We start from the raw sequence: 11,728 nt of genomic DNA on the forward strand, positions 1-11,728 counted from the left end.
CCCGCGATGGGCTGCCCGATCTCACCCTTTTAGAGGTAGAAGCCGCGCAGGACGTCGACCACGTAGCCGCGCCGCGTGTCGATCAGCAGCACGTCGTCATAATGCCGCACCCACCGCTGGTTGCCGACGGCGCGGGGCAGGCGATAGCGCGACGGATCGGAGATCACGTAGCGCTGCTGGTAGTAGGGCGCACCGATGCGCGTGCCGGGCCGGAAGCTGTTGTACCGGAACGGCGCATTGTAGTTGCCGCGTGCGAACGTCGCACGGTTGCCCTGACGATAACCGCGCCAGTCGTCGCGGTTCGCCTGACGGTAGTCGCGGCGGTCCTCCCGCAGCTCCTGCCGGGCGTCCTGGACGTCGCGGCGCTCGCGGCGGACGTCGCGCTGGTCGCCGTAACGTCGGGCGTCGCGCAGGTCGCGCTGTTCCTCCCGGACATCCTGCCGGCTTCGGCGTAGCTCGCCGGCGGACTGCGCGCTGGCGGCCGTCGGAAAGGCGACGGCGGCGAGCAGGGCGGCAGTGATCAACTTGCGCATGATCTTCAACTCCTCATTCGAGACGGGGCCACCGGGCCCCGCCTTGGACATGGAACTAGGCGAGTCGGACTGAACGCCCCGCGAACGCGATCGTCAGGCGCGCGACAGGATCACGGGCGACCGCCGCGCCCCGCTCCGCCGCCGTTCGGTCCGCCGCCGCCCTGCCCGCCCATGCCGGGCGCGCCGACGGAGCCGATATTGCCGAACAGCTCCTGGAAGAAGGAGCGCTTCTTGCCCAGCGTCGGGGTCTTCCGGCCGTCGGGGGAAACCTGGGCGACCTGGTCGAGCCCCGAGCGGCGCACCGCCGCGACGTTGCCGGCCGCGTCGAAGCTGATCTGGAGCGTGATCTGGTCGGACGGGCGCGGGTTGCGGAAGGCGAAGTTGCGACTGTCGCGCGCGATGTAATACCAGTCGCCGCCCTCGAACTGGCCGGTGAAGCTGGGACGGCCGAGCGTCTGGAGCACCGACTGGCGGTTGTCGACGCCCGCCTGGACCGAGTTCACGAGGTCGGCATCGACGATGTAGCCCTGGTGCGACTTGAGCGGCGTGCAGGCGGCCGCGGCAAGCAGGCTCACGGCGAGGACGGGACGGATCAGGGACGGCATCGGGAACACTCCAGCGGGTACGCGCACGGCCCCATAGCATGGGACGGCGGCCGATTGAACGGTGGGCGCACCGGGGCGATATGCCAGTGCACGCGGGCGTACAAGCACCGCGCGGGACCGAAAGGACTAAGGCCTTGAGCCTGTTGCAGAGACTGTTCGGGCGCACGGACCCCGAGCCGACCGCCGACCTGTACAACGCGATCGTGGTGCGCGCGCGCGAGCCGCATTGGTATGTCGAGGGCGCGGTGCCCGACAGCGTGGACGGCCGCTTCGACGTGGTCGCCGCGGTGCTGGCGCTCGTCATGCTGCGGCTCGAGCAGGACGGGCCAGTCGGGGCGGAGCCGTCGGCGCGGCTCGCCGAGCGGTTCGTGGACGACATGGACAGCCAGCTGCGCCAGCTGGGCATCGGCGACATGACAGTGGGCAAGCATATCGGCCGCATGATGAGCATGCTCGGCGGGCGGCTGGGCGCGTACCGCGAGGGGCTGGCGGGCGGCGGCCTGGAGGAAGGCGGGCTGGACGGGGCCATTATGCGCAACCTGTTCCGGGGCGAGGCCCCCGCCCCCGACGCACTGGCGCATGTCCGGGGTGCGTTGACGGGTCTGCGCGACCGGCTCGCCGCGACGACGGTCGAGCGGATCCTGGAAGGGTGGGTGCCTTGACCGCCCCCGCCCTCCGGCCGGAGTTCAGCCGCCCCGAGCGCGTCGACACGATCTCCGGGCGCGAGCGCGTCGTCGAGCTGGAGGCGCGCCCGGCCGAGCGCGAGGCGCTGGCCAGGCGGTTCGGGCTGCTGGCGGTGGAGTCGCTCGGCGCGAGCTTCGCCGTGGCGCGCGAGCACGGCGCGTTGACCGCGCGCGGGCGGGTCACGGCGCGGGTGGTCCAGGCCTGTTCGATCACCGACGAGCCCGTGGCGTCGACGGTCGACGAGCGGGCCGACCTGCTGTTCGTCCCCGCCGGCCCGGCTGGGGAGGCGGAGGTGGAACTGAGCGCCGACGCGCTCGACACGATCATATACGAGGGCCGCGAGATCGATCTGGGCGAGGCAGCAGCCGAGACGATGGCGCTGGCGCTCGACCCCTTCCCCCGCGCGCCCGGCGCGGACCGCGCGTTGCGTGAGGCGGGCGTCCTGACCGAGGAGGAAGCCCGCCCGCTCGGCAAGCTGGCGGGCCTGCGCGACAAGCTGGAGGGGCGCTGAGGGGCGAGCGCGAAGCTGAACAAGTTGACACTGGTTGACACGTGGACGCGGTTCCGGCGTCGGCCGGAGCGGGGTGCGGGCACGCGAAAGGTCACTAAAGTCACGCCAACGATGCCCGCCGGAGCAGGTCGGCGAGCCGTTCCGCAAGGCTGGGCCGGTTGACACCGATTGACACCACGGCGAAAATTGTCGCGGCCGATCGTTTCCGTTCTTGGCAGGATGCCGAGAAGCGGGAGGCGTGCCGGGCGCGGGTACGGAAAGTCCCGAAAGTCGCACCCCAACGCGTAGCGCGCGCGAGGCGGGCGGTATGCGGTCGAGAGGCGGCGCGAGCGGGAAGCGCGTCCGATCGGCAGGTGGGCGGGGGTCCGTGACAAGCCGGAGAGGTGCCGACGGGCCGTGCGTATATGAGTAAGTTGACGAAGTTGAGTTTCCCACGCGCTCCTAACTTCGGGCCGAGCGGGGGTGCGGAGACGCGGAAGGTCATCAAAAGTCCCGCCAAGAACGCCTTGAGCGTGATCGACGCGCGGACTGGAATGAGGCGTGACGGTGAGATGTCGAGGCGGACGATTTTCGCATGTCGTCAGCGGATGACGGGTGGCCGGAACACCGGGGTCGGTCGAGGCGAGTCGAGTTGTCACCGATCAGCTTGGATCAGAAGAAGTCCAACATTGGAAGAGCCCATGTGTGGTGCGCGTCGCGCCCGACGTTCACGATTCTAAAGGCTTTTGAAAAAAGACACTCCGACTGGTGCTTCCGACACACCGCAATCTGTCGAAAAGCAAAAGCAGGGTGACGAAGCCGAGATCGGCCGATTCCAATTTATTCGGGATCCAAACCCAGCGAAAACTTGCCGGGTCGCCCATGGCGAACATTCCGGGCTGGGCCGGGACGGCGGTAACCGGCACATCCTCTCGCATTCTATGGGAGAATTTCGGTGACCCTCGGCGGCGTGAACATGATCGGGTTGATTAGCGGCCTTCGCTTTTCGACTGGTACCGGTTTGGACGTGCAGGGCATCATCGCCCGCAACAGCACGGCGCTGGGTGTCGATGCGCGGAGCCTCGCCGCCGACCTCGGTGAACTGAGCGCGCCGGAGCGTGGTCGGATACTGGCGCAGCTGTCGCCAGCGGTTCAGGGAGGTGTGCTGCGCGCGCTTGATCATCAGGCCGGTCCTGCGGGGCCGGTCCAAGCCGCGGCTACAACCACGAAGGGCGCGAAACCAAAGCCCGATCCGCTCGGGATCGGAAAGCTGTTCGGTGCCGACACGGCAGCGTTGGCGGCGAAGTCACCCTCTCTGTCCGCCGATCTTCGCGCGTTGCAGGCGAAGGGATGGAAGGTCGAACTTGGCGTCGCCGGCGGCGGCAGCTTTGCGGACAAGGTGGCCAAGAGGATCACGGTCGATCGGAATCAGATCGGCAAGCCAGCAGCCGCAGTGCAGACACTGGCGCACGAGGCCGGGCATGCACGGTATGTAGCCAAAGCCGATGGTTCTTCGCGCGAAGCGTATATCAAATCAAACCTGCGCGACGAAGGAGCGGCGACGCTGTCCAACATCCGAGCGCAGCGTGAGATCAAGGCGAGTGGGGGAGCCGATATCGGCATAGCCGGCAGTACCGCCAATCAAGCAGCTTACAACAAGGCCTACGACGCCTATGCGAAGGATAACAACCTAGCGAAGGTTCGCGATGCGATCGGAACGATCTATGGAAATGGCGAGCGCACGTCGAACACCGGGCAAGCTTACCGGGACTATTATGGATCGGCATACGATGCCGCGCATCCGCCGAAGAAGCCTTGACGCACTGACCTGCGTGGCGCTGTTGCTCGGCGCAACGGCAGCGTGTGGGAAGGAGCGTCCGGTGTCTCAGGGTTCAGCGCGTCAGGCCGATGCGGTCGAAAGGCTAATTGAGCAGTTGATCGCGTCGCCGCCTGTCACACAACAGGCGGTCGAACAGACGCTTGGCGTTCCCTTGCGGATGACGGAGGAAAACGCCGACTGGCGGCAGTTCGAGGCGAACGCGCAGCTCTCGTCGGGCATCGCCAAGGTGGACTATCGTCTACCCCTGAGCGCGGAGGCCAGGAGCGAGGGACCGCTTCTGGTCGTCGAGTTTGGCGAAGATTGTCCGAGCCTCGACGCAATCCGGAAGCGCTTCGGGCCCTTGCAGATCGGTGAGCTGCCGTCGCCTCATGCGGAGAACGCGGTCGGGTATTTCGATCGGACATACCCGTGGGGCCAGGTTTCCTTCGGCTATCGCTTCCTGACGCCCCAGTGCCTCTCGTCGGTGGCGTTTAACCTGACCAAGCCGCCTCGCGGCTGAGTGTCCGACGACGCCGTCGAGCCCGCGAGCGCTTCCGCGACGGGAAAGCTGGCGCAACTGCGGCATGAGCTTCTCGCATTGCGAAACGAAGTGGGCGCGGGGGCGCTGGCCCCGGTCGCCGTCACGGACAAGCTGGATCGTCTCGCAGAGGCTGTTCAAGACCTGCTGATCGAGCTGGCCCGGACGTCCGATGGCCAGGACGGCTTCGCGAGGAGCGAAGCGGCCGCAGCGCTTGCCGAGCTGCTCACCCCACGTGAGCGCGAAGTCGCGCGAGCCGTTTTGACCCACGGCACCAGCGCCTTGGCTGCGCATGCGCTGGACATGAGCCAGTCAACGCTCGGCCATCACCGCTCCAACATCCTTCGCAAGCTGGGGGTCAACAGCTTCGCACAGGTCGCATTCCTCCTCGGTCCGGACACCAACTAAGCTCGGTCATAGACCACCCTCTTCAGGCTGACCGATCCCCCCTCATAACGACGATGATCCCGCCTCCTATATTGTTGCGGCTGGTGAGCTTAGTTGGTCGACGCCCGAGCAGGTCTGGGAGTCGGCTAGTCAAGTAAGGGGGGGGGGGTTCCCCCGTTGCCATTTCGTTCCCCTCCTCCCACAATATCCCCGCCATGCCACCCCTGCCCCATCCCGCACTTCACGCCAGTCATGCCGGGATCTGGATCGCCCGGAACGGACAGACGCGGGAGGTCTCTCGCGGGGAGGCCATCCGGGTGGCCGCCGAGACGCCGGTGATCGTGCTGAACGCCGCGCTGACGGGGCAGCGGTTGGGGTATGCCGAGCTGTCGGGGCTCGATCTGCTCGAACTGTTCGCCTTCATGCGGCCGGCGCGCTTCGCGGTGCCGACGCCTGGCGGACTCGCGCGCGCGATCGGCATGGCGGTGCCGGCCGATGACGGGGCGACCGCTCAATTCCTGCTCGCGGCGGCGGAGCGGTTGCTCGCCGTGCCAGCGGGGGAGTGGCCCGAGCGCGAGGGGGCCTGGAGCGCGGCGCAGTCGCTGTTCCGGCTGCGCTGGCCGTGGGGGCCGCTCATGGCGCATCACGTGCCCCGGCCGTCGGGACAAGAGCGGTGGCTGTTCGCCAAGCTGCCGGAATGGGAGGAGACCGCGCCTCGGCCGGCGCCGCGCACGATCCAGCTCGATCCGGGCGATGCGGAGGCTCGGCTGGCGGCGTTGACCGGCGTGGGGGCGGAAAGCCGTGCGGGGCAGCGCGCCTATGCCGCCGCCGTCACCCAGGCCTTCGCGCCGCGGGCGATGCGGGACGCGCCCAATCTGGTGCTCGCCGAGGCAGGGACGGGGATCGGCAAGACGCTGGGCTATCTCGCGCCCGCCTCGTTATGGGCGGAACGCGCGGGCGGGGCGGTGTGGGTGTCGACCTTCACCAAGGCGTTGCAGCGCCAGCTGGCCGCCGAGACCGCGCGGCTGTTCCCCGACGCGGCCGAGCGGCGGGCGAAGGTGGTGACGCGGAAAGGTCGGGAGAACTATCTGTGCCTGCTCAATCTGGAGGATGCGCTCCAGGGCGGGTTCGCGGGGCGGGCGGCGGTGCTGGCGCAGCTCGTGGCGCGCTGGGCGGCCTATTCGGCGGACGGCGACATGGTGGGGGGCGACCTGCCGGGCTGGCTGCCGACGCTGTTCCGGCGCAACGGGCCGACGGCGCTGACCGACCGGCGGGGCGAGTGCGTCTATGCGGGGTGCCCGCATTACCGGAAATGCTTTATCGAGCGCGCGGCGCGAGCGTCGGCGGAAGCGGACATCGTCATCGCCAACCATGCGCTGGTGATGGTCAACGCGGCGCGAGGGCGCGAGACGACGACACGGCCGACGCGCTATGTCTTCGACGAGGGGCATCATCTGCACGACGCGGCCGATGCGATGTTCGCGGCGGCGCTGACGGGCGGGGAAACGATCGAGCTCCGGCGGTGGATCGTCGGACCGGAGGCGGGCGGGCGCGGGCGCAGGCGCGGGCTGGCGGCGCGGCTGTCGGACGTGGCGAGCTATGACGAGGCGGGCGGGCGCGCGATCGCCGATGCGGTAACCGCGGCCGGCGCGCTGGCGTCCGACGGCTGGCTCGGGCGGCTCGGCGAGGAGCAGCCGTTCGGGGCGATCGAGACTCTGCTCGCGGCCGTGCGGGGGCTGGCCTTCGCGCGGGCGGAGGGTGGCGACGATGCGGGGTATGGGCTGGAGACCGAGCTGGCCGAGCCGTCGGCGGCGCTGCTGGAGGCGGCGGGGCCGGCGGCGCATGCGCTCGACGCGCTGCTCAGGCCGCTGGTGACGCTGGGCCAGCGGTTGCAGGCGGTGCTGGCGGAGGCGCCCGACTGGATGGACGCCGCGGCGCGCGCCAGGGTGGAGGGCGCGATCTCGTCGATCGGCTGGCGCGCGGAGACGGTGGCGGCGTGGCTGGCGCTGCTGGCGCGGGTGGGCGGACCGGCGGACCCGGACTTCGTCGACTGGCTGAGCGTCGACCGGTCGGAGGGGCGCGAGTTCGATGTGGGGCTGCACCGGCATTGGCTCGACCCGACCAGGCCCTTCGCGGAGGTGGTGCTGAAGCCCGCGCACGGGGTGCTCGTGACCTCGGCGACGCTGACGGGCGGGGGTGACTGGGCGACGGCGGAGGCGCGGGTGGGCGCGCCGCATCTGGGCCGCGCGGCGATGCGGTTCGAGGCGGCGAGCCCGTTCGACTATCCGGCGCACGCGCAGGTGCTGATCGTGACGGACGTGAAGCGGGGCGATCTGCCGGGGCTGGCCAACGCCTATGCGCGGCTGATCGTGGCGGCGGAGGGGGGGACATTGGGGCTGTTCACCGCGATCCGGCGGCTGCGCGCGGTGCACGGGCGGATCGCCGACCGGCTGGCGCGCGAGGGGTTGCCGCTGCATGCGCAGCACGTCGATCCGATCGATACGGGGACGCTGGTCGACATTTTCCGCGACGACCCGCATTCGTCGCTGCTCGGCACCGATGCGCTGCGGGACGGGGTGGACGTGCCGGGGCATTCACTCAGGCTGGTGGTGATGGAGGGGGTGCCGTGGCCCAAGCCGACGGTACTCCATGCGGCGAGGAAGCTCGCCGGCGACGGGTCGGCCTATGACGACCGGATCGTGCGGGCGCGGCTGGCGCAGGCGTTCGGGCGGCTGATCCGGCGGGCGGACGACCGGGGGGCGTTCGTGCTGCTGTCGGCGGCGATGCCGTCGCGGCTGCTGGGTGCGTTCCCGCCGGGCGTCGAGGTCGCGCGGGTGACGCTGGACGAGGCGGTGGAGCGGGTCCGGTCGCGGCTTTCGCTTGGGGGCGCGATCGGGCAAGGGGCGGTCCTACCCGCCTGAAGGTCCCCGCGCCCATGAAGACGCTCACCCTGCTCCGCCACGCCAAGTCGAGCTGGGACGACGCGGTGCAGCGCGATTTCGACCGGCCGTTGAACGCCAAGGGGCGGCGCGCGGCGGCGTCGATGGGGCGGCATTTGCGCGGGGAGGCGATGGCGTTCGACCACCTCGTCGCCAGTCCGGCGGTGCGGGTGGGCGAGACGCTGGACGGGTTTTCGAGCGGGTACGGCCGGTTGCCGGACGCGGTGGAGGACCGGCGCATCTACCTCGCCAGCGCGGCGACGTTGCTGGAGGTGGTGCACGGACTTCCTACCGCGGCGAGCCGTGCGCTGCTGGTTGGGCATAATCCGGGGCTGGAGGATCTGGTGCTGATGCTCGTGCCGGCCGGTGGGGGTTCGCGGGGTGCGGTGGAGGAGAAGTACCCCACCGCAAGCGTGGCGGAGATGCTGTTCGCGGTAGAGGATTGGGCAGACGTCCGCGCGGGCGGGGGGGAGCTGGTACGGTTCGTGCGACCGCGGGATTTGGATCCGACGCTGGGGCCGGATGAGGATTGACCGCGATGCGAACTGAATCATCTTTTACGTCATCCCCGCGAAAGCGGGGACCCATCTCCGGCCGAGCTCCGAGGGACTGCTCGTGACGGCCTGGGTCTACCTACTCGCCAACCGCAAGAACGGCGCGATCTATACCGGCGTCACGCGCGACATCGCGCAGCGTACTTGGCAGCATCGCGAGGGTACAGGCAGCGCCTTTTGCCGCAAGTACGGCATCGACATTCTCGTCTATGCGGAGCCGCATGACACGATCGTCGGTGCGATCGCGCGGGAGAAGGCGATCAAGAAGTGGCGGCGGGCCTGGAAGGTGACGCTGATCGAGCAGGAGAACCCGGACTGGCGCGATCTGTGGTTCGATATCAATCGTTGAGGACTGGTCCGGTTCGACCAACAGGAGATGGGTCCCCGCTTTCGCGGGGATGACGGAAGGGGGGGGGTCAGCCAGTCCGTCCCAGCATGCGGATGATGCCGGAGAAGTCGGTGCCGCCCTGCCCTTGGGCCGCGTAGGCTTCGTACAGTTCGGCCGCTTTCGCGCCCATCGGCACGGTCGCGTCCGCGCCTTGCGCCGCCTCCATCGCCAGCCGCAGGTCTTTCAGCATCAGCGCGGCCGCGAAGCCGCCCTGGTAGTCGCGGTCGGCGGGGGTTTCGGGGCCGACGCCGGGGACCGGGCAGTAGCTGGTCATCGACCAGCTCTGGCCCGACGACACGCTGGCGATGTCGTAGAAGCGTTGCGGGTCGAGGCCGAGCTTCTGCGCGAGCAGGAACGCCTCGCAGGTCGCGACCATTTGTGCGCCCAGCAGCATGTTGTTGCAGATCTTGGCGGCCTGCCCCGCGCCGCTCGCGCCGGCGTGGATCACGGCCTTGCCCATGTCGGACAGGAACGGCTCGGCGCGCGCGAACGCGTCGCCCTGGCCGCCGACCATGAAGGTGAGCGTGCCCGCGTTCGCCGCCGCGATGCCGCCCGATACGGGAGCGTCGACCGCCGCCAAGCCCTTCGCGCGCGCGGCTTCGGCGACGCGCTTGGCGATGGCGACGTCGATGGTGGAACAGTCGATCAGGATCGCGGTCGCGGTCACGCGGCCGACCAGGTCGGCGTATACCGCCTCCACGTGGCTCCCGGCTGGGAGCATCGTCACCACCGCCTCCGCGCGGTCGACCGCCGCCGCCGCGCTCTCGGCGGGGAGACACCCGGCCTCCTTGGCCCGGGCGAGCGCGTCGGGAGACAGATCGAACGCGCGGACGTCGTGGCCCGCCTTGGCCAGGTTCGCGGCCATGCCGCCGCCCATGTTGCCCAGCCCGATGAACGCGACGCGTGCCATGCCTACTTCCCCGTCCACTCGCCCGGCCGCTTCTCGACGAAGGCGGCCATGCCTTCGGTCTGGTCGTCGGTCCCGAACAGGCCGTGGAACAGACGGCGTTCGAAGCGGACGCCTTGGTGGAGGGTCGTCTCGAAGGCGGCGTCGACCATCTCCTTGTTCGCGAGCACCGCAAGCGGGGCCATGCCGGCGATGGTGGTAGCGACCTTCACCGCCTCCTCGACCAGGTCGGCGGCGGGGATCACGCGGCTGACGAGGCCCGCGCGCTCGGCCTCGACGGCGTCCATCATGCGGCCGGTCAGGCACATCTCCATCGCCTTGGCCTTGCCGACCGCGTGGGTGAGGCGCTGCGAGCCGCCCATGCCGGGCGAGACGGCGAGCTTGATCTCGGGCTGGCCGAACTTGGCGGTGTCGGCGGCGAGGATGAAGTCGCACATCATGGCGAGTTCGCACCCGCCACCGAGCGCGAAGCCGGCGACGGCGGCGATGATCGGCTTGCGGGTGGCGGTAAAGCGTTCCCAGCCGGCGAAGAAGTCGGCCGCGTACATAGCGGCGAAGCCTTGCGCCTGCATTTCCTTGATGTCGGCGCCCGCCGCGAAAGCGCGATCGGAGCCGGTCAGGACGGCGCAGCCCTGGGTGGGGTCGGCATCGTAGGCGGCGAAGGCGGCGAGCAGGTCGACCAGCACCTGGCTGTTGAGCGCGTTGAGCGCCTGGGGGCGGTTGAGCGTGACGAGCGTCACGGGGCCGCGTTGTTCGACGAGGATGGTTTCGTAGGTCATGCAAATCTCCTTCGTCACCCCGGACTTGTTCCGGGGTGACGTTTAGTGGGGCGTCCAAGCGTCCGCCTCGTCCAGCGGCGCGAAGATCTGGTCGATGAGGTGACCGGTGACGCCTTCGGGCGTGGCGGGGTCCCAGCGGGGGGCGTTGTCCTTGTCGACGATCACCGCGCGGACGCCCTCGATGAAGTCGTGACGTTGGACCACGCGGCTGCCGACCGCATATTCCTGGCGCATCTCGTCCTCGAAGGTCGGCATGGCCGCGCCGTCGAGGAGGAGCTTGAGCGACACTTTCATCGTCTGGGGCGACTTGGTGCGGAGGATCGCGAGTTGCTGGGCGGCCCATTCGCTGTCGTCGGCCTCGAGCGCGGCGAACACCTCCTCCAGCTCGTCGGAGGCGAACAGCCGATCGATCGCTTCCGTACGCGCGACGATGGCTGCGTCCAGGGCGGGTGCGGCGAGTTCGTCCAGCACCGCCGCGATCGCCTGGGGCGTCCCGGCGACGCGGCGCTTGGCTTCGTCCAGCGTGTCGGCATCGACATAGTGGGTGGCGAAACCGAGCGCCAGGCACTCTGCCCCGTCGAGGCGGTCGCCGGTGAGCGCGAGGTACCGGCCCATCCGGCCGGGAAGCCGCGACAGGTACCAGCCCGCGCCGACATCGGGGAACAGGCCGATCCCGGTTTCCGGCATGGCGAATTTCGTGTTTTCGGTGACGACGCGGTAGCGGCACGGGAGCGCAAGCCCGACGCCGCCGCCCATCGTAACGCCGTCCATGAAGGCGACGAGCGGCTTGGGGTAGGTGAACAGCCGGTGGTTCATGCGGTATTCGGCGTGGAAGAAGGCGCGCGCGGCGACGCCGTCCCCCGCGCCGCTTCCGGCGAGCATGCGGATGTCCCCGCCCGCGCAGAAGCCGCGTCCTTCGGCATGGTCGATGATGACGGCTTCCACGGTGGGATCGGTACGCCACCGCTCGAGCGCTTCGATCACGCCGTCGCACATGGGATGGGTGAGCGCGTGAAGCGCCTTGGGCCGATTCAGTCGGATACGGCCGATAGGCCCCTCAACTAAAACAGTCAGGTCATCGGTCATTCTCAAGCCCCACCCATCC

The 11,728-nt window shown here is 69.4% G+C and carries 13 protein-coding genes; 8 read left to right on the top strand and 5 right to left on the bottom strand.

Features of this window, described 5'->3' with window-relative positions:
- Positions 1–29 precede the first annotated feature (29 nt).
- Together ACFE7F_RS00215 and ACFE7F_RS00220 are read right to left on the bottom strand one after the other, a co-directional pair.
- Positions 30–533 carry an RcnB family protein gene (locus ACFE7F_RS00215; RefSeq protein ID WP_375401822.1) on the bottom strand — a complete coding sequence of 168 codons (504 nt, stop codon included), beginning with the start codon at positions 531–533 and terminating at the stop codon, positions 30–32.
- Between the two features lie 110 nt (positions 534–643).
- A complete protein-coding gene (locus tag ACFE7F_RS00220; protein ID WP_375401823.1) occupies positions 644–1,138 on the bottom strand; it encodes an outer membrane protein assembly factor BamE in 495 nt (164 codons plus the stop codon).
- 134 nt (positions 1,139–1,272) lie between these two features.
- On the opposite strand from ACFE7F_RS00220, the gene ACFE7F_RS00225 reads away from it, so the two are divergent.
- The 8 genes from ACFE7F_RS00225 (at position 1,273) to ACFE7F_RS00260 (ending at position 8,898) form a co-directional block, all read left to right on the top strand.
- Positions 1,273–1,800 carry a ubiquinol-cytochrome C chaperone family protein gene (locus ACFE7F_RS00225; RefSeq protein WP_375401824.1) on the top strand — a complete coding sequence of 176 codons (528 nt, stop codon included), beginning with the start codon at positions 1,273–1,275 and terminating at the stop codon, positions 1,798–1,800.
- Positions 1,788–2,333 carry a DUF177 domain-containing protein gene (locus ACFE7F_RS00230; protein WP_375401825.1) on the top strand — a complete coding sequence of 182 codons (546 nt, stop codon included), beginning with the start codon at positions 1,788–1,790 and terminating at the stop codon, positions 2,331–2,333. Before ACFE7F_RS00225 ends, ACFE7F_RS00230 begins: the two co-directional genes overlap by 13 nt.
- Positions 2,334–3,267: 934 nt before the next feature.
- Entirely contained in the window at positions 3,268–4,131 is an 864-nt protein-coding gene (locus ACFE7F_RS00235) for a hypothetical protein (RefSeq protein ID WP_375401826.1), read from the top strand.
- Positions 4,103–4,651, top strand: a complete 549-nt coding sequence (locus ACFE7F_RS00240; RefSeq protein WP_375401827.1) for a hypothetical protein — start codon at positions 4,103–4,105, stop codon at positions 4,649–4,651. The genes ACFE7F_RS00235 and ACFE7F_RS00240 overlap by 29 nt, the downstream gene beginning before the upstream one ends.
- Positions 4,652–5,077, top strand: coding sequence for a LuxR C-terminal-related transcriptional regulator (locus ACFE7F_RS00245; protein ID WP_375401828.1), 426 nt, complete (start codon positions 4,652–4,654; stop codon positions 5,075–5,077).
- A 194-nt stretch (positions 5,078–5,271) separates the two neighbouring features.
- Positions 5,272–7,977, top strand: a complete 2,706-nt coding sequence (locus tag ACFE7F_RS00250; protein ID WP_375401829.1) for an ATP-dependent DNA helicase — start codon at positions 5,272–5,274, stop codon at positions 7,975–7,977.
- A gap of 14 nt (positions 7,978–7,991) precedes the next feature.
- A complete protein-coding gene (locus ACFE7F_RS00255; protein ID WP_375401830.1) occupies positions 7,992–8,528 on the top strand; it encodes a histidine phosphatase family protein in 537 nt (178 codons plus the stop codon).
- An 82-nt stretch (positions 8,529–8,610) separates the two neighbouring features.
- Positions 8,611–8,898, top strand: a complete 288-nt coding sequence (locus ACFE7F_RS00260; protein WP_375401831.1) for a GIY-YIG nuclease family protein — start codon at positions 8,611–8,613, stop codon at positions 8,896–8,898.
- A gap of 67 nt (positions 8,899–8,965) precedes the next feature.
- On the opposite strand, the gene mmsB is transcribed toward ACFE7F_RS00260, so the two are convergent.
- From mmsB to ACFE7F_RS00275, 3 genes are read right to left on the bottom strand one after another with little or no spacing between them, the layout of a single operon-like run.
- Positions 8,966–9,847, bottom strand: coding sequence for a 3-hydroxyisobutyrate dehydrogenase (mmsB, locus tag ACFE7F_RS00265; protein ID WP_375401832.1), 882 nt, complete (start codon positions 9,845–9,847; stop codon positions 8,966–8,968).
- Positions 9,848–9,849: 2 nt separating this feature from the next.
- On the bottom strand, positions 9,850–10,623 hold the full coding sequence (locus ACFE7F_RS00270) for an enoyl-CoA hydratase (protein WP_375401833.1): 774 nt from the start codon (positions 10,621–10,623) through the stop codon (positions 9,850–9,852).
- A 42-nt stretch (positions 10,624–10,665) separates the two neighbouring features.
- On the bottom strand, positions 10,666–11,709 hold the full coding sequence (locus ACFE7F_RS00275) for an enoyl-CoA hydratase/isomerase family protein (protein ID WP_375401834.1): 1,044 nt from the start codon (positions 11,707–11,709) through the stop codon (positions 10,666–10,668).
- Positions 11,710–11,728 lie beyond the last annotated feature (19 nt).

Source organism: uncultured Sphingomonas sp. (assembly GCF_964235535.1).
Lineage (GTDB): Bacteria > Pseudomonadota > Alphaproteobacteria > Sphingomonadales > Sphingomonadaceae > Sphingomonas.

Coding starts and splice junctions, on each gene's coding strand:
- ACFE7F_RS00270 (WP_375401833.1), bottom strand. CDS start 10,623: ATGACCTACGAAACCATCCTCGTCGAACAACGCGGCCCCGTGACGCTC.
- ACFE7F_RS00255 (WP_375401830.1), top strand. CDS start 7,992: ATGAAGACGCTCACCCTGCTCCGCCACGCCAAGTCGAGCTGGGACGAC.
- ACFE7F_RS00250 (WP_375401829.1), top strand. CDS start 5,272: ATGCCACCCCTGCCCCATCCCGCACTTCACGCCAGTCATGCCGGGATC.
- mmsB (WP_375401832.1), bottom strand. CDS start 9,847: ATGGCACGCGTCGCGTTCATCGGGCTGGGCAACATGGGCGGCGGCATG.
- ACFE7F_RS00215 (WP_375401822.1), bottom strand. CDS start 533: ATGCGCAAGTTGATCACTGCCGCCCTGCTCGCCGCCGTCGCCTTTCCG.
- ACFE7F_RS00220 (WP_375401823.1), bottom strand. CDS start 1,138: ATGCCGTCCCTGATCCGTCCCGTCCTCGCCGTGAGCCTGCTTGCCGCG.
- ACFE7F_RS00275 (WP_375401834.1), bottom strand. CDS start 11,709: ATGACCGATGACCTGACTGTTTTAGTTGAGGGGCCTATCGGCCGTATC.
- ACFE7F_RS00240 (WP_375401827.1), top strand. CDS start 4,103: ATGCCGCGCATCCGCCGAAGAAGCCTTGACGCACTGACCTGCGTGGCG.